The following is an 18,012-nucleotide window of genomic DNA, read 5'->3' on the forward strand; positions in this document are numbered from 1 at the left end:
TGCTGTTCTCTCATCATCATCACTCCCTCTATTAAGTATAGAAGGACAGAATCAGATTCCCCATGACATCTCCAACGCATTTTGTGATCAATCCTCTGCATAGGTAAAAATAATTTTGTCATTGCGAACAAGTTTGGACTTCCGACCGCTGTTGTATGTCCGCAAAAAAACAGTCCAACAAGCAGAGCTGTCTGCTTATTGGACTGTTCAGTTTACCGTTCGTATTTACTGTGCTGCCACTGCCATACGCTCTAACAGCCTTACTGCTATAATCGCTGCTTCAGCACGCGTAACCGTACCTGATGCTGCAAAGCGGTTATTGCCCCGGCCCTGCAGCAAGCCTTCTTCTACCGCTGCCGCAATAGAACCCTTCGCCCACACCGGAATGCTTGCATCATCAGCAAAGCTAGTATCTGCGTGGCCTTCTACAGTCAATTTTGCTGCCTTCGCTAACACGACTGCCATCTCTGCACGGGAAATGCCATTACCCGGACGGAAGCTGCCATCCGTATAGCCTGTCAGCCAGCCAGCTTGAACCGCTCTGGCAATGCTGTCCTTCGCCCAAGCTCCAATCTTCGCCTGATCGGTGAAGCTGGCTGCTTCTCCATCCCCTGCCGGCTTTAATGCTCTGTCCAGCATGACAATCAGCTCCTGCCGACTTACAGCTTTATCAGGATGGAAGGTTTGATTGTCATAGCCCTGTACAATATGAAGCTGTACAGCCTTCTCGATTGCAGCCCTTGCCCAATGCTCCTTTATATCCTTTAGATGAAGCTGTTGCGGTTCTGGGTCTGTGCCGTTTCCATCACCGTCACCATCTCCATCTCCATTCCCTTCGCCATTTCCACTGCCCTCTTGTCCGCCTCCCGGTTCATTGCTGCCAGGATAGACAGGCGGAGGACCTGATTTCTTCTGGATGGTTACAGTAACCGCAGCCGTATTCGAATATTCAAAGCCGTCATGAACGCGGAACGTAAAGGTATCTTCTCCGAATGCCCCTGCATTTGGCGTATACGTAAATTCACCCGTTTCACTATTGCTGATTACCGCTATTCCCTTTGTTCCCTGATCTACAATCTCATACCGCAATACAGCATTCTCATCAAATTCTGCCTGCAAAGCCTGCCTCAATGCGGTATCAGCTGCAACCGTAAATGTACCCGGTTTCGCTTTAGGGGTTACCCATGGTTCTGGTGTAAACATCCATTGCATGGACCTGTATAAGCTAGGTTTTTTCTCTAGTCCAATACCAGATGCCCACTCGATCCAGCCCTTTCTGCCGTTTCCGTCATTGTCATTGACTAGAAGAGAGAAATGAAAGCCTTCCGGTTGATTATATTTAATAGGCGCTAATTCTGACCACGGCAGCGCAAGCTCATAGATCGTCTGTTTATTCGCTTCGTCACGCTTAATGCTTACTTGGCCATTAGAGACCAGTCCTCTCTCCTTGCCTAAAGGAGCAATCCATCGATAAATTTGCGCACCTTTTACTGTATCGGAGATCCCGTATTCATACCACTCATTAGATGAGCCTGGCATCCCTTTAGCCAGTGCAAATTGAATACTGTCATTTTTCCAAATATCGGCGCCTTCTGCTTGATAAGCATGTACATCATCCGTTATTTTTGCAGAGAGATAAAAGTAATCACGGTCATAGGAAAGCCAGAATTGACCGTCCAAATCAGCTTTGCCGGTGTAGCCTGTCATTTGTACTGTACCTTGCGATAGATGAATATTAGGCACAGCAGCTGTGATAGCTTTATCTAATTCGCCGTCTATTTTTAAAGTCCGTTCATAAACGGGGTTAAAATCAAATTTGCCGGTATAACTAAACGGCGCTGCATGCTCAAATTGGACTTGAACAGAAACCGGATAGCTTTTTTCCAAATCCTGAGCATCCAGTGCAATCTGTACAATAGAAGTACTATCCGGCGCAATGACCGTCTGCTCTGTATAAACCCCTTGCTGATTGCCTATGCGCCAATCCGCCTTGGCAAGCACCAACTCCTGTTGCTTGGAAAAGTTTTTAATCTGCAAGGCAATAGATTGCTGGTTTGCATCCGATGCATCCAATATCGGATACACCTTCACCTCATACGGCTGAATCGACTGTACAACATGCTGCAGCTTGCCCGCCCGCTTGCCGTCTGCCTCCAGAAAACCAGTCATCGTTTTAGAGCCGGAACTAGGAATAATAATAGGCTGCAACGGCTGTACAGCTTGTTCTCCTCCGTTAGCTTCAATTGGGTAGATATTCCCTTCAAAATCAAAGCTTACTTTGATCGGAGATGCACCCTCATTATTCATTTTCAATGACAAAGCAACCTCTTCACCAGCCACAACAGATTCACCTAAAATGGAGAACAAAGAAGATTTAGCTATGCTTTTGACAGCGCCTTTCACATAATGAGGTTCTCCCGACAACGTTAAATACACTTTGCCCAATATAGGCGAATACGTTTCCGTGTTGCCCATCATATCTGTAATTTGAATAGGGGTATCTGTTTCAATGCCCGCTTGCAATGGTTCATTAGACCAAACGACCCGCAGCTCCTCGCCATTCTTATCAAACTTATAACTAAAAATATCCGTCCCTTCGTACTCTTGCCTATCAAAGGCTGCATTAATTAATTCACGGGTCATTGCAGCATAAGAGGCATAAGACGGCTTTGGAGTAAATGCCCCAAACTCATCTGCCCGGTTGCGAAGCATGCCCAAATGATGCTCATAGTAATCCTCTTGCATGCCGTCATTCATAAGGTCATACCAGAATACTTTCTCTACTCCTTCTGCAAGCGCCTGTACATAGGTGCGGACTACAAAATTAGCTTGATTGTTTTCTGGTATACCAATGCTCGCCTTTGTAGGCCAGCCAATTTCTGTATACCAAATCGGCTTTTCCTGGCCGTTATTATATTTGCGCATTAGTTCTTGCGTACTTCGCACTGCTTGAACCATACCGTCTGGCGGCCGTTGGCTTTGATAAGGGTGGATCGAGACGACGTCCATATATTCCAAACCGCCAAGCTTGAAAACTTCTTCGATCCAATCAAGCGGTGTACCTGCGGTTGCCATACCGACAACCGTTACTTCTGGATACTTCGCTTTGATTGTCTCATAAGTCTTTTTTAGCATTTTTACATAACTGTCCGGGCGGGAGCCTGCTATGCCGTTTCCTCTAGACCCGAAGCTTCCGTTAAACTCGTTATAAACCTCAATGGAATTGATTTGCCCCTCATACAGATCCAACAGAGCAACACCGTAATTGGCAAAGCCTTCACGACCTTCATCCGTATAAGGCGTACTGTTCTGATCATAGAATGGATTGGTGTAGTTCAAAATAATAAACGGATTTAATTCATCCTCCAGCGTTCTCTTCATAAACGCATCCCGGTTAGCAGGTTTACGGTATTTCCCTTTCTCATACTCCAAAGATTCCCAAGTTATTTCATCCCGGAAGCTCTTTGCTCCAGCCCGCTTAATCAGCTTGCTAAGCTCTGCGCTCCAGCCTTCCTTTACCCAAGCCAAATGAGTCGATATTCCGAAAGGCGAATCATCCGTCAACGTTGGATCTTCGGCAGACAAACGTGCTAGTGAAACCTCATTCTCTGCAATCACTTGTCCGTCTTTCTCCGCACGAATAACAGCTGTGTAATAACCTTTGCTTTGCAACGGGATCGTCAGCTCCAACAAATGATTGGAAACTACCTCCCGTCCCTCCAACACTTTTTTCTCCAAATGATCGTATACGCTCCACTGCACAGAAGTAGCTTGCGTTGCCAGCTGCAGTGCAACCGGCTCATTTTCCAGAAAAATATTGCCCAGCTGTGTTTGCTGAATCTCCAGCACCGGATACTCCGCAGTCATTTCTACTTGATCAATCCATATATCACCACTTTGTTTCCCATTCACAAAGCTCGACTGCTCTACCAAAAATTCTACTCGTTGAACAGGATCATGCCATATCTTATCTTGAGCGCCGCCGAATGAGAAATAATCCTTGCCGCCGTTAAACTTTAATAGCTCAATTTTTGACCATTCTCCATTTGGAATTAGCGGTATCTTCTGTTGATGCACCTGGCCAGTGCCGTCTTTAATTCGCAGAGATATCCAATTCATATCTGAGGTTTTCACCCAAAACTCCAGCTTTTTCAAAGTAACGGAGGGCAATTCTCTGCCTAAAGAAATGTATTTTCCTCCATTTTTGAAATTCGCTGCTATCTTACCGGAATAAGTGCCGGACTTCACTTCAGAAGCATCCCGGATAAACTGTCCGTTAGCCCCCGGAAACTCCATACCAAAACCAAGCTCCCATAAATCAATCGAATGATCAAAACTGCCAACTTCCGCTTTCCATAACTCTTGCTGCGGCGTTGCCATCGCTGTAATTTCATCAATCCATACTGTACCGCTCGTTTTCCCGCCTGTTAACCGTGACTTTTCCAACAGAAACTCAATCCGGTCGGCAGGGCCGTTCCACACCCCCGGCGTGCCTGTACCAAAGGACACATAACCCAGCCCGCGGTTAAATTCAGTTACCTCCACCTTCTGCCAGTCTTCCGTTGCTTGGAGGTTAATCGTCTGCTGATGAACCTGTCCTGCTGCGTCTTTCAGCCGAATGGTTATTTTATTAATATCCGATGTTTTAATTTGAAAAGACAAGCTCTTCATATCGATTGGGATAAACCCTTTAGAAAGAACGACAAAGCTTCCTCCCGCACCAAAATTTCCAGAAAGTTTACCAGAATAATCACCTTCAAAATATTCAGAATTATCACGGTCTGATCAATCGCATCCATAGCCTTATCTATAGTTGCAAGATTCTGGCGGTTCAACTCCGACAATGCCTTGCCTGCCTGCTGCTTAATCGCTAGTGAAGCTTGGCTTGAAGCGGCCAAAAAAATAATGAATGCAGGAATAAAAATAAAAACAATAACGAATAAAATCCCTTTTTTCATTAAATTCATCGATTTTATTCTAGCCCGCATACAGCAACACCCTTCTATCCGCGTACAGCATTCGGACTTTCTCCGTAATATCGCTTGAACACCCGGCTAAAATGCTCTGGTGACTCATAACCGACTTCATCAGCAATTTCATATCTTTTTTTCGATGTGTTTAGCAACAAATGCTTTGCTTCCTCCATCCGTATACTCGTAACATATTCCCAAACTGTCTCATTCGCAATCCGTTTAAACAAATAGCTTAAATAATTCGGACTCAAGTACACATGATCTGCTATATCTTGGATTTTGAGTTCCTTATTGCGGAATTCTGCCCGGATAAAATCAATCGTTTGCTGCACAATCGTACGGTCGTGATCGATCATAGAGGAATGAATTAGCTCCGCACATTCTAGCAAGAAAGCTGCCAATCTAGGCTTAATACTGTTATTTTCTAATGGAAATTGAAAATAATGAATCGGATCAAGCGTCTGATAACGCTCGCCTATCGTCTCTTTCATCTCTAACAATATTGCATACGCACGATATGCAATGCTTAGCGGAATACCAGCTGTCGAATCCTCTTGATCGAATACCGGAGAAATATCCGTTATAAAATGATCTACTGTATGCTGAATGTCCACTAGTTGTCTGCCTGTTTTAATTTTTTCTAGCAATTGATCCGTCTTTTGCGGCCAATTCACCTGAATCGTAGCTTCCCTAGACTGATAATCCTCTGCAAAAAAGATCGTTTGCGTCTCATACAGACCATGCCATTTCGTTGCTTCTGAAGCAAGCCGATAAATATCAGGCAATGCCTGCAGTCCGAGCCGAATCGGACTAATGCCGACAATCGCCCCCATATACAAATATTGCTCTATATTTTGTACTACGATTTTTCCAACCATATTCAGTTTAGATATATTTTCAGCCTTATCCTGCTCATAATCATCCAAATCAAGCTGCAAAACAGTTACTACCTTATTCCCTTGGCTATAAAAGGAGATCGCATCCCAGTCCTTTAGCGTTTCCTCTATTACATTCACAGCCGCATACTTAAATAAATTCCGGTCACGCAGCAGCTTAATCGCCTCACCGCCTATTCCTGCCTTCTCCCATTGCAGCTCCGTCACAAATACTGAAAAATAAGGACCGCTCAACATCATACCTATTTGTTCAAAGATATATCTGTAATCATCCGCGTGCTCGAGTGAGCCTGAAATCATTTCATTTAAAATATAAGTTCGGAGTGAAGACACTCCAGTCATTGAAAATTTAAGTTTAAGAGTATCCTCAGCATGCAGCTTATACTTTTCCGAACGTCTAATTAATTCACGCCCTGCGATTTCAATTAATTGGTTCAGTAGAACCGGTTTGATCAAATAATCACGTGCTCCCAAACGGATGCATTTCTGTGCATAATCAAACTCGTCATGTGCAGAAATAACAACTACAGGTACGTCCGGTTTTTCTGACAAAATCGATTCCATCAGTTCAATGCCGTTCATTCCGTCCATTTGGATATCTGTCAGCACTAAATCCACGTTTTCCATGCGCAAATAATCCAGCGCCTCATAACCGTTCGATGCTGTTAACACTTGCTCAATAGGCAATTCGGACTGCTCAAGAAACTGCTTAATCCCTTGGCAAACAATCGCTTCATCATCTACAACCAGTACTGTATGCATGTTCATTCCTCCTACATGTAAATGAATGCGTCTCTAATCACTTAATAATATAGCGTATCCTCTTCCATACGTACAAGCTGACGCCATTTGCCGTATACGAACATGTGTTTTATAATTACAGGAGTGGTTCACCATTATTACGACAGAATAAGGACAGGAGTTGATCACCCTTGCCAGCTGCAAAAAAGATTAAACTAGAATCGCCCCGTCTTGCCACAGTTGAGCAAATGCTGGATTTACCTGAATACATAACCGATAGAGCCTTCTTTGAATACGGAGTCGTTGAAAATTGCACAATTGACGGACAGCAAGCCTACAAAGTAAGATTCGATCAAATTATTTTTAGAAATGTCGTTTTTTCAAACATCTCTTTTACAGGAATAGAATTAACAGATGTGCTGTTCGATCATTGTGATTTATCTAATGCTGACTTTAGCGACGCGATCATACACCGGACGGTTTTCCATTCTTGCAAAATGATCGGTATACAGCTGCCCGGCTCCACACTGCGCAATATACGTATGGAGCAATGCTTGATGGATTATGCTAATTTTCGCTTTGCAAATGCGAAACAGATGATCTTGCAAGAATGCCAGCTGAACCGTTCTGACTTCAGCAATGCTGTTCTGAAGCAAATGGATTTTATACAGTTAGATATGGATCAATCGAGCTGGTCCAATACACCGCTAAATGGAATCGATCTTAGCAGCTGTCAATTTTACGGACTTATCGTTAATCCCGAAGATTTAAAAGGCTGTACGATTGCCCGCGAGCAGGCTTATTTGTTTGCGGCTTTGTTTGGGCTGAGGTTGAAGGATTAGACGCACTGCGATCAAGTGTAGGCTTACGAACGGTCACCCACAATGAATCGATAGCACTTTTAAGAACAAAATCACCTATTGGTGACCTAACTTGCCGTCATCGTGTGTAAAGAACAAACGATGCGTCACTATTTGCGGTGCGGTCATCAATGACCGTTAGAACCAAAAAGCAGTCTTTTTGTTGCATAGGCGGACACTTATGACCATTAGAAGAAAATTCCGTAGAATTCCCTAGCTTTTTTCCCGCTAACGGATATTTTTGTCCGCTAGAAAGTGGAATTTGGCGAAAAATGAGCGCTAACGGACATCAGTGTCCGCATCATTAGGATTGGTATCATTTAAAAAAAGCCGTTTCGAGATCATAGTCTATGACCTCGAAACGGCTCTTGCAGCAATAACTAGCACAATGACTGAAATTCACGCAGCGCAGCCAGCAGCTCATCAACAGCCGCATCCGTCATGCTCACAATTTGCTGCTCATTTTTAATTTTACCTTGCTTAATAGAAGCATCTATCCAATCCTCAATAAAGCCGGGTGCGTACCCGCCAAGACTAAACTCCGCCCCGCAGAATACCATGATCGAAGAATAATCTTTTAAATATTGCTCGCGGCTAGTTTGCGGATATACCTTCGTATACAACCAAAATTGCACATCATACATTAGCAAGGACAGCTTGTCCGCATGGAAGCTGAAATGCCCCTTTTCCTCCACAATTTTCGTGCAAACAGATCGAATGATTTCTTCTATAGAGTCAATTTCCGTTACTGCCGCACAAAGCTCTTGTAAAAGCTGAGAAAACTCGCCTTCACGGACTTTACGCAAATCTTCCGCCTTATCCTCCTCGGACGTGTCATATACGTCTTCATGTACAAGCCCGCGTATAAACGTCTCAAAATCAGGCGCCAGAAAAGTAATCTCATATTCATCCTCTTGATCGACATGAACGACAGCAGGCTCGCCTGTTTTGCCGCAATGGCGATAATCCAGCATAATGACGTCATGTCCCGCCGAAGGACAGTCGCAAATAACGACTCCAATATCAGGGTAGCCCCAATCCTCAATCATAAACCGGCTGCCAAATTCACCACCAATTGAATATGGTTTATCACGGCCAATCCCCATTATGCCGGATATTGCTACATGGTCCTCAGACCATGACGTTCTCTCTTCTGTTGGGCAGCAAGTATTCACAGGAATACCCCCATTTTGCTGTCTCATCAATGAAATATAAGATTCGGGCAATTTGTAACCGAGCTCCTCCTCCAAAGAAGTGATTAACTCATTTGTAGGCGGTTCAGATACATAGGTTTCAAGCGCGTAGGCGCTATCTTCCCAAAAATCAGTCAGATCAAAGCCAGCAAACGGTTCTGCCGCCTCTCTGGCCTTCCCTTGCGTCAAGGTTTCCTGCTTCGCTTTTTCCATTCGCTCCTGATCACGCAGCTGCTTAGTTGCCCTGCGGCGACTAGTAGATAAAAACCATTCTGTTGTCTCATCCTCCGGCTGCAGCTGGTCTGCCTGTTCAAAAGCTTTAGCCGCTTGCTCATATTGAGCCAGATGAAAATAAGCATAGCCTGCTCGAAAATGCCATCGCTCGTCCTGCTCCCCTTCTGCAGCGATCAGCTGCAATTGCAGAAGCGCTTCTTCATAGCTCTGGCTGTTATTTAGCGCTCTGGCTAATTGGCCAATCAGTTCATAATCCCGCTCATGCGCAGGCAAAGCTTCAATAGCTTCAATAATTTGTCCATAGCTTTCATCCTCGTGCCAATGCTCTATTTGCTCCAGTAACTTTTTCATTTGCTCCGCCTCATTCCTATAAGCTTATACTGCTGACTATCTTCGTGATAATGGCAACTTTCCTAATTGTATACGACGCGGGTTCATGTTTTGAATCGACCTTTTGTCGGATTTAACAAGGATAAACGGCTCCGCCGTCCTTTGGACAGGCGCGTTTACCGATGAATGATAAGAACAAATTTATTGTGAAAACTTATAAACTCTTATAATTCAAGAAAAAACCGTCTTTGCAGGTTGTTTTTTCAGAAAATTCTGATATAATCATGGAAACTAAAATTCTGTGATTAGGACAGTAACTGCTAGCTCATGTCAAAGCGAGCCGGGTTGGTGAAAGCCGGTACAATGATTAGCCAGTGAAGCGCACCTAGGAGAAGAAGCTCTGAACAAAAGCCGTAACATGCGCGCATTATGGCAAGTAGGAGATTCCGGCAACAGACCGTTATCTGATCGAGTGGTTGAACGCACTGTTCAACAACAAGAGTGGTACCGCGAAAGCATACAGCCTTCGTCTCTTTATTTAGAGACGAGGCTTTTTGTTTTGTGAATTTAACATTTTAAAGGAGGCTTATCAATGATCAGTATAATTATTGTGAATCACTTAAAGCAGGCCGTTCAAGCGTTATTCGACGAGCAAGGTCTGCCTGTTAATGAAATCTCTAAGCTCAATCTTTATATCGAGCAGCCTGCCTATATAGAGCATGGCGACTACTCATCAAACATCGCTATGCAGCTGGCACGAACCTTGCGGCAATCGCCCCTCAGCATCGCTGAACAATTAAAGCTAAAGCTGCAGCAAATAAGCGAGCCTTTATTTCAAAGTTTAACTGTTGCAAAGCCTGGCTTTATTAACGTTAGGATCAACTGGGAGGAGTGGAGCAGCCGCTCTTTCAGCTTGCCGACTCATGCCGGCAGAAAAGTAATTATCGAGCATACCTCTATTAATCCGAATAAATCAGCTCATATCGGACATTTGCGTAATGCATGCATTGGAGATACTTTAGTGCGGATGCTGAGAAGAGGCGGCCTTGAGGTAGAGGTTCACAATTATATCGATGATTTAGGCAATCAGCTTGCGGATACCGTTGTAGGCCTGCTTCAAACGGAGCATCAGAAAAAGCAGGGACGCTTCGGCGACTACTGCTGGGATGTCTACGCAGAAATGAATAAAAGCTACGAGCAAAACCCAACCCTGCTAGAACAACGGGCTAAAGTGCTGCACGAGCTAGAGGAAGGCGGCGGACCTGTTGCGTGGATTGGTTTGCTTGCAGCAGAACGGATTGTACGTGACCATATTGAAGAAATGCAACAATTTAATATTGCCTATGATCTGTTAGTTTGGGAAAGCAATATTGTGCGCGAAGGCTTTTGGGAGGCGGCGTTTAAAAAGTTAAAAGACACTGAGCATTTTGTGCAAATAACTGACGGGAAGCTTGCGGGATGCTGGGTTCTGAAGACGGACGATGCTGCGGAAAGTGAAGACGGCTCCCTTCCTGCAGAACATGTTGCAGATAAAGTATTAATCCGTTCCAACGGTATACTTACGTATACAGCCAAAGATATCGCCTACCACCTATGGAAATTTGGCTTGCTCGAAAAGGATTTCCAGTATAAGTCGTTCTCTGAGGGCTTGTGGACGACCAATCAGACCGGAGGCGAAGCATTTCTTGGCAAAGCAGAAACAGTCATTAATGTTATCGATTATCGGCAGCAATATCCGCAGCAAATGGTTAAGCAGGCATTGGCGGTACTTGGCTATAATACAGAAGCAGAACGGCTGCACCATGTCAGCTATGGCGTCGTCTCGTTAAGCCCGGATGCGGCAAGTGAGCTCGGTATCGACACCTCTGACGGGAAAAGCTCCTACGCGATGTCCGGCAGGCAAGGGATTGGCATCAAAATTGCAGACCTGCTCAGCTATATGGAAAAGGTTATCGATCAAAAACGTTCCGTTCACAGCGGACTTGCAAGCAGAGCTATTGCGGCAGCTGCGATCCGTTATCAATTGCTTAAGTATAACTTGCTCACAGAGGTTGTATTCGACATGAAGCAGGCGGCCGAGGTGACAGGGAATTCAGGCGTTTATCTTATGTATGCACATGCTCGCGCTTCGCAAATTCTTCTTAAATCCGGAGAACCATTCTTTTCTAAGCCATCGGGCAATTGGAATTTGGATACAGCCGAGCATGCGTTGCTTCGACAAATTGCACATTGGCAAGATACACTTTATACGGCTTGCCGAGATTATTCACCTAATCAAATATGCAATTACGCTTATGAGCTTGCTTCTGCCTTCAACAACTTCTACACAATTTGTCCGATCCTAAAAGCAAAGGGCGAGCAAAGGGCTTTACGTCTGTGGCTTACTGCCTTATTTAGAGAAACAATGGCGGATGTGCTTCGTACATTAGGCATGCCAACGCCGGATCAGATGTAATATCAGGTCGTTGAAAAACGGTCTGGAAATGTAACGAATGTCAGAAGCGCTAATATGCAAAAAACGTGGTTGTAAAAAATCTAACGGAGATATGGAGGGTGTCGATTAATTGTGGGCAACTATGGTTAAGCAATAAGAAAGGGGAACGAAGAGCAAGATTGGGAATGGAGAAGCGGCAGCGTCCGCCTTTGTAGGCCAATTTTATCCTTTACAGGGGTTATTTCATCAAAATAATTGGACTACAACAGCGGTCGGAATCCCAAACTTGATCGTAGTAACATCCCTTTCAATTGCTTATTCTATTCACAATTAATCGACACTCTTTCTGTGTCCGCTCATTTATTTCTTACTGGCCTAATTAGCCATGCAATGCTGCCTGACGCTTGTAATGATCTTCAATAACAAGACAAGCCATTGCTTCTACAACTGGAACAATACGTGGGCAAATACATGGATCATGTCTGCCTTCTGTTCTAATTTCCGTCTCTTCTCCGTGGATGTTCATCGTTTGCTGCGGTACAGAGATCGATGAAGTCGGCTTAACAGCAATACGGAATACGATGTCGGCACCTGTACTGATTCCGCCTACGATACCTCCCGCATTATTTGTTTTAAAGCCGTTTTTGTCCATCTCGTCATTATGCTCGCTGCCTTGCATGGAAGCTGCGGCAAAGCCTGCTCCGAACTCGATTCCCTTTACAGCGCCTATGGACAACATCGCTTTGGCCAGCTCAGCATCCAGCTTATCAAATGTCGGCTCGCCGATACCAGGTGAAACATTGCGGATACGGCATTCAACTATACCGCCGCAGCTGTCGCCTGCCGCCGATAATGCTTCAATTTTTTGAATCATTTTTTCAGCTGCCACCGGATCACAGGCGCGGACGGCATTTTTTTCGATGATGGATTCATCAAAAGTCTCGCAAGCGATACCGCCGATCTCCTTGGAATAAGCCACGATCGATACGCCTCTTCCCTCCAGTGCTTTGCGGGCAACTGCGCCCGCTGCTACGCGAGCAGCTGTCTCACGGCCGGATGCGCGCCCGCTGCCGCGATGATCGCGGTGACCGTATTTTTGCAAGTAAGTAAAATCTGCATGCCCTGGACGAAAGGAATCTTTAATATCGCTATATGCCGCAGGTCTCATATCCGTATTATGCAGCATAATTGCTAACGGCGCACCCGTTGTTTTGCCTTCAAATACACCTGATAAAATATGAATCTTGTCATATTCCTTGCGCGGGGTCGTTACAGACGACTGACCGGGCTTTCTGCGATCCATCTGAACCTGAATATAGCTTTCATCTATTTCCATGCCCGGTGTTACACCGTCAACGATAACTCCTACTGAAGCGCCATGCGATTCACCGAAGGTAGTAATTTTAAAACGTTCTCCAAATGTGCTGCCTGCCATTGAAATCACTCCATTTATAATTAGTTTATCTATTAGGTATAGTTTAATTGTATAATTGCAATAAATGAAATAGATAATTTAAACATTTGTCATAGAGAGGACTTATGCCAAGGATGATACACAGCGAATGGTACCGTATTTTTTTGTATGCAGCCCAATCTGGCAACCTGACGAAAGCGGGCCAACTGCTCCATATGACTCAGCCTTCGGTGAGCTATGCCATTAAACAGCTGGAAGAAGCGCTAGGCATCACACTGTTTGATAGGCTGTCCAAGGGTGTGCGGCTGACCCCGGAGGGAGAACAGCTTTATGAGCACGTACAGCTTGCCTTCGCTCAGCTGGAGTTGGCAGAGCAGCAAGTGCAGGAGCTGAAGCAATTTAAGGCAGGACAAATTCGAATAGGCGCCAATGGCGCTATAACTAAAAATATATTGCTGCCCAAGCTGGATCAATTCCATGCCGAATACCCACAAATACGGATAAAGCTTGTTCAAGACAAGACAAGCCTTATCGTCAAGCATATGAAGCAGGGTGTGATAGACATCGGCTTTATTCATCTGCCTCTGCAGGACAGCGAGCTTGTTATTAAAAAGATTTCACCGTTAAAAAATTGCTTTGTAGTAGGCAAAAGATACGAGCAGCTAGCTGCACAAATAGTATCCGCTGAACAGCTGCTCAATATCCCGCTGCTGATGCTGTCAGCCGGCAGCTCCACCCGCTCCTTTGTCGAGCAGTGGTTCAGCATGCAGGGCTATACCGCCCACGCCGATATTGAGCTGAACAGTCTGGAGATGCTCGCTGCCTTTGCCGAGCGCGGCTATGGCGCTGCCTTTGTGCCAAAATCGTTTGTCGAAGAAGAGCTGGAAAAGGGCTCGCTGCTGGAACTTCGAACAAGCGTGCCGCTGCCGGATAGAGAGCTTGGCATTGCGGTCAGAAAAGACAGCTCTCTATCACTGCCGACAGCCAAATTTTTAGAGCTCTTTATTAGCTGAATGCAAAAAAACGCCTTCCTCATAGATGCGCTTGTGCATCAAGAGGAAGACGGTAGTGGTTGCAATAAACGATTTTACGATACAATAGCGCGCACTGCCTCGATAAACTTTGTCATTTCTTCATCCGTACCTATGCTGACACGAAGGAAATTATCGATGCGCGGCTGGTTAAAATAGCGTACGAGCACCCCTTGCTCTCTCAGCTCGGTGAACAGCTTCTGAGCAGGCACTTCAGGATGCGACACAAAGACGAAATTTGCTTTTGAATCCGTTACATGGAAGCCAAGCGCCTGCAGCTGCTTCATCGTCCATGCTCGGGTAGCGATTACTTTGGCAGCCATCTCCTCAAAATACGCCTTGTCCTCAAATGCAGCAATGGCGCCTGCTAGCGCAACGCGGTCAAGCGTATAGGAATTAAAGGAGTTTTTCAAGCGATCGAGCCCTTGAATAAGCTCCTCGCTGCCATAAGCAACGCCAACTCGCAGCCCCGCCAGAGAACGGGACTTGGACAGCGTCTGGATAACAAGCAAATTGTTATATTCATTAATAAGCGAAACAGCCGTCTCGCCGCCAAAATCAATATAGGCCTCATCGATGATTACAACATGCTCAGGGTTATTGTTAAGAATAGTGCGAATATCAGATAGCTCCAGTAGCTTTGCTGTAGGGGCATTAGGATTAGGTATAATAATACCGCCATGATCGCCTTGGAATTGCCCAATCGGCACATTCAATTGTCCGTCAAGCGGAATAAGCTTCGCCTCAAGACTGCACAGCTTTGCGTAAACCTTGTAGAAGCTATAAGTAATGTCAGGGAACAGCACCGGCTTTGCAGGGTTGAAAAACGCAGCAAATGCCAAGGCTAATATCTCGTCAGAACCGTTGCCGACGAAGGTTTGCTTCGGTGATACGTTATAATAACGCGCAGCTGCCTCGACCAACGCCTCGCAGGTCGGATCGGGATACAATCTCAAATCAGCATTTACAGCCTCGCGCATAGCTTGTACAGCCTTAGGAGACGGCGGATATGGATTTTCATTCGTGTTCAGCTTAATATATGACTTATCCTTCGGTTGTTCGCCAGGCACATACGGCTCTAGCGAATGGGCTAATGGACTCCAAAATTTACTCATCTTCCTTCTTCCCTTCCTCTGCAGCAATCCAATAATCAATTCAACTGTTTCTATTAACTATTGCAGTATTTTTGTATAAGTGAATAAAGCCAGCCGTAAGCCCGCAAAGCCAAGCAAGGCGCCGATTGTATTTAATATAATATCATCTACATCAAAGCTGCCTACACGAAGCAGCATCTGCAACAGCTCTACGCCAAACAACAGCAGCACACAAGCGATAAGCAGCGGCCAGAAACGATAGAAGCTGCGGTTAAGCAGCGGCAAGAAAACCCCTATCGGAATAAATAATATAATGTTGCCCAACAAATTTTCTATCCAAATATTCGCATTCATTCGATGCCTGTTCAATATAAAATGTTTGATTGTATCAAAAGGCACGAGATTATAAGAATAGCCGCTGCCAAAATATTGGGATCGGATAAATAGCAGCTTAATCATAACTAAAGCATAGATTAGCGCAACACATAAAATAGCAATATTAAGCAGCCGCGAAGGCAGTAATGATCGCTTGAACACTGCAGCTTCCCCCATTCGTCCATCAGCTAACGCTTCGCGGGAGGGTGTCGATTAATTGTGGATAGGGCAACAAGCAATCGAAAGGGATGCTACTAGGATCAAGTTTGGGATTCCAACCGCTGTTGTAGTCCAATTTTTTGATGAAATAACCCCTGTAAAGGATAAAATTGGCCTACAAAGGCGGACGCTGCCGCTTCTCCATTCCCAATCTTGCTCTTCGTTCCCCTTTCTTATTGCTTAACAATAGTTGCCCACAATTAATCGACATTCTCCGCAAATACTCTAGCTTTGCAAATAAAGAGTGACGATTAACTCTTCAGCAAGCATGTGTACAAACAGACAGCCCGCCATTCATATTATATTCAGGCAGGCTGTCTGACTATGGTACAGTATAAATCTGCTTAAGCCTTCTTCGGATCGAAGGAGCTTTTCAGTGAGACAATACGGTTGAATACAAGCTGATCATCAGTGGAATCCTTCGTATCCACATTGAAATAGCCGTGCCGGAAAAATTGAAACTTATCCCCGCCCTCGGCATCCTTCATGTTTTCTTCAACAAATCCATTCAACACTTGCATCGAATTCGGATTAATCCGCTCCAGGAATGGCTTCTCTTCGCCTTCCTCCTCGCCGACAAACAGCGGCTCGATTAAACGGAATTGGGCCGGAACCGCTTGCGAAGCTTCTACCCAGTGAATCGTGCCTTTTACCTTGCGCTCTGTAAATCCGGAGCCACTCTTCGTACGCGGATCATAGGTGCAGCGAAGCTCAACGACATTGCCCGCTTCATCTTTAATTACTTCCTGACAGGTAATGAAGTAAGCATGCTTCAGACGAACCTCATTGCCAGGGAATAAGCGGAAATATTTGTTCGGAGGATTTTCCATAAAATCATCCTGCTCGATATATATTTCGCGGGAGAACGGAATTTGACGGCTGCCCATTTCTTCATTTTCGGCGTTGTTTTCCGCTTCCAGCCACTCAACCTGTCCTTCCGGATAGTTTGTAATAACAACCTTAAGAGGATCCAGTACCGCCATCGTACGAGGCGCCTTCAGCTTCAGGTCCTCGCGAATAAAAAACTCCAGATTGCGCTCGTCCACTACGCTGTTGTTTTTGGAAACACCGATTTCGCGGCAGAAGGTGCGGAATGCCTCCGGCGTATAGCCTCTGCGGCGCATGCCACCAATTGTCGGCATACGGGGATCGTCCCAGCCCGTCACAACGCCTTCATCTACCAGACGCTTTAAATTGCGCTTGCTCATAACGGTATTTGTCACATTCAAGCGGGCAAACTCATACTGGCGCGGCGTAGAATCCATTTCACATTGCTCAACAACCCATTCGTACAAAGGACGGTGATCCTCAAATTCCAGCGTACAGATCGAATGCGTAATATTCTCAATCGCATCGCTTAGCGGATGCGCAAAGTCATACATCGGATAAACGCACCAAGCATCGCCTGTACGATGATGGTGAGCATGGGAGATGCGATATAGAACAGGATCTCGCATCGTTATATTTGGCGATGACATGTCAATTTTGGCACGCAGCACACGGGAGCCGTCCGGAAACTCTCCTGCGCGCATCCGTGCGAACAAATCCAAATTCTCCTCCACGCTGCGCTCGCGATAAGGGCTGTTTTGGCCAGGCTCTGTCAGCGTGCCCCGTGTTTCCCTCATCTGCTCGGCCGTCAGATCGCAGACATAAGCCTTGCCTTTATTAATCAATAGGATGGCACGATTGTACATTTCCTCGAAATAATCGGAAGCAAAATGCAGCTCCTCCCAATCAAAGCCGAGCCAATGCACATCCTCTTTAATTGCCTCTACGAATTCCGTATCTTCTTTGAGAGGGTTAGTATCATCAAAACGCAAATGCGTTCTACCATTAAATTCGTCTGCCAGCTCAAAATTCAAACAAATGGACTTGGCGTGGCCTATATGCAAATAGCCGTTCGGCTCAGGCGGGAAACGAGTCACGATTTCCTGCACTCGGCCGCTCTTTAAATCTTCTATTACAATGTTTTTAATAAAGTTTGAAGATGCTGTCTTATTGTCCGCTACATTCTCCATTGCGACCAACCTTTCCCACGTATACTTATATCCTCTTATGATACACAATTGCGCATAAAATTACACGCTGAATCGTGCTGAATCGGTATTTTGTTTATGAATAAAACACATTTTTCATTAATATCTTCTCATTTTCACCATCTAGCAGCAATTTGCAAGTATTATATTGTTTGTGGAGCAAGATATCCTTATTGTTCCAA

At 45.2% G+C, this 18,012-nt stretch carries 11 protein-coding genes and 1 other annotated feature; of the genes, 3 read left to right on the forward strand and 8 right to left on the reverse strand.

Translation table 11 applies throughout. The features are described 5' to 3' along the window. Positions 1 to 225: 225 nt before the first annotated feature. From V1L65_RS04215 to V1L65_RS04225, 3 genes are read right to left on the reverse strand one after another with little or no spacing between them, the layout of a single operon-like run. Positions 226 to 4,662: an S-layer homology domain-containing protein gene (locus V1L65_RS04215; protein ID WP_331697818.1), complete on the reverse strand. Its 4,437-nt coding sequence runs from the start codon at positions 4,660 to 4,662 to the stop codon at positions 226 to 228. Between the two features lie 5 nt (positions 4,663 to 4,667). Next, a complete protein-coding gene (locus tag V1L65_RS04220) occupies positions 4,668 to 4,988 on the reverse strand; it encodes a hypothetical protein (RefSeq protein WP_331697819.1) in 321 nt (106 codons plus the stop codon). Between the two features lie 14 nt (positions 4,989 to 5,002). Then, positions 5,003 to 6,631 (reverse strand): response regulator transcription factor, encoded by a 1,629-nt coding sequence (locus tag V1L65_RS04225; RefSeq protein WP_331697820.1) that lies wholly within the window; start codon positions 6,629 to 6,631, stop codon positions 5,003 to 5,005. A gap of 170 nt (positions 6,632 to 6,801) precedes the next feature. On the opposite strand from V1L65_RS04225, the gene V1L65_RS04230 reads away from it, so the two are divergent. Continuing rightward, entirely contained in the window at positions 6,802 to 7,452 is a 651-nt protein-coding gene (locus tag V1L65_RS04230) for a pentapeptide repeat-containing protein (RefSeq protein ID WP_331697821.1), read from the forward strand. Positions 7,453 to 7,850: 398 nt separating this feature from the next. Here V1L65_RS04230 and V1L65_RS04235 read toward each other — a convergent pair whose 3' ends face one another. Beyond that, entirely contained in the window at positions 7,851 to 9,248 is a 1,398-nt protein-coding gene (locus V1L65_RS04235; protein WP_331697822.1) for an SMI1/KNR4 family protein, read from the reverse strand. A gap of 271 nt (positions 9,249 to 9,519) precedes the next feature. After that, positions 9,520 to 9,764, forward strand: a binding site (T-box leader). A gap of 55 nt (positions 9,765 to 9,819) precedes the next feature. Between V1L65_RS04235 and V1L65_RS04240 the strand changes: the two genes are divergently transcribed. Then, the gene (locus V1L65_RS04240; RefSeq protein WP_331697823.1) at positions 9,820 to 11,682 is read left to right on the forward strand and encodes an arginine--tRNA ligase; all 1,863 of its coding nucleotides are present in this window, start codon (positions 9,820 to 9,822) and stop codon (positions 11,680 to 11,682) included. Between the two features lie 358 nt (positions 11,683 to 12,040). Here V1L65_RS04240 and aroC read toward each other — a convergent pair whose 3' ends face one another. Further along, positions 12,041 to 13,096 carry a chorismate synthase gene (aroC, locus tag V1L65_RS04245; RefSeq protein ID WP_331697824.1) on the reverse strand — a complete coding sequence of 352 codons (1,056 nt, stop codon included), beginning with the start codon at positions 13,094 to 13,096 and terminating at the stop codon, positions 12,041 to 12,043. Positions 13,097 to 13,200: 104 nt separating this feature from the next. Here aroC and V1L65_RS04250 point away from each other — a divergent pair, with 104 nt between their 5' ends. Beyond that, the gene (locus tag V1L65_RS04250; protein WP_331697825.1) at positions 13,201 to 14,088 is read left to right on the forward strand and encodes a LysR family transcriptional regulator; all 888 of its coding nucleotides are present in this window, start codon (positions 13,201 to 13,203) and stop codon (positions 14,086 to 14,088) included. 74 nt (positions 14,089 to 14,162) lie between these two features. On the opposite strand, the gene hisC is transcribed toward V1L65_RS04250, so the two are convergent. The 3 genes from hisC to V1L65_RS04265 form a co-directional block, all read right to left on the reverse strand. Next, complete coding sequence (hisC, locus tag V1L65_RS04255; RefSeq protein ID WP_331697826.1) at positions 14,163 to 15,221, reverse strand: histidinol-phosphate transaminase; 1,059 nt, start codon at positions 15,219 to 15,221, stop codon at positions 14,163 to 14,165. Between the two features lie 57 nt (positions 15,222 to 15,278). Then, positions 15,279 to 15,737 carry a VanZ family protein gene (locus tag V1L65_RS04260; RefSeq protein WP_331697827.1) on the reverse strand — a complete coding sequence of 153 codons (459 nt, stop codon included), beginning with the start codon at positions 15,735 to 15,737 and terminating at the stop codon, positions 15,279 to 15,281. A 401-nt stretch (positions 15,738 to 16,138) separates the two neighbouring features. Beyond that, entirely contained in the window at positions 16,139 to 17,812 is a 1,674-nt protein-coding gene (locus V1L65_RS04265; RefSeq protein ID WP_331697828.1) for a glutamine--tRNA ligase/YqeY domain fusion protein, read from the reverse strand. Positions 17,813 to 18,012: the final 200 nt, after the last annotated feature.

Source organism: Paenibacillus sp. IITD108, assembly GCF_036541265.1.
In the GTDB taxonomy this organism is placed as follows: domain Bacteria; phylum Bacillota; class Bacilli; order Paenibacillales; family Paenibacillaceae; genus Pristimantibacillus.

Coding starts and splice junctions, on each gene's coding strand:
- V1L65_RS04220 (WP_331697819.1), bottom strand. CDS start 4,988: ATGCGGGCTAGAATAAAATCGATGAATTTAATGAAAAAAGGGATTTTA.
- V1L65_RS04225 (WP_331697820.1), bottom strand. CDS start 6,631: ATGCATACAGTACTGGTTGTAGATGATGAAGCGATTGTTTGCCAAGGG.
- V1L65_RS04235 (WP_331697822.1), bottom strand. CDS start 9,248: ATGAAAAAGTTACTGGAGCAAATAGAGCATTGGCACGAGGATGAAAGC.
- V1L65_RS04240 (WP_331697823.1), top strand. CDS start 9,820: ATGATCAGTATAATTATTGTGAATCACTTAAAGCAGGCCGTTCAAGCG.
- aroC (WP_331697824.1), bottom strand. CDS start 13,096: ATGGCAGGCAGCACATTTGGAGAACGTTTTAAAATTACTACCTTCGGT.
- V1L65_RS04250 (WP_331697825.1), top strand. CDS start 13,201: ATGCCAAGGATGATACACAGCGAATGGTACCGTATTTTTTTGTATGCA.
- hisC (WP_331697826.1), bottom strand. CDS start 15,221: ATGAGTAAATTTTGGAGTCCATTAGCCCATTCGCTAGAGCCGTATGTG.
- V1L65_RS04265 (WP_331697828.1), bottom strand. CDS start 17,812: ATGGAGAATGTAGCGGACAATAAGACAGCATCTTCAAACTTTATTAAA.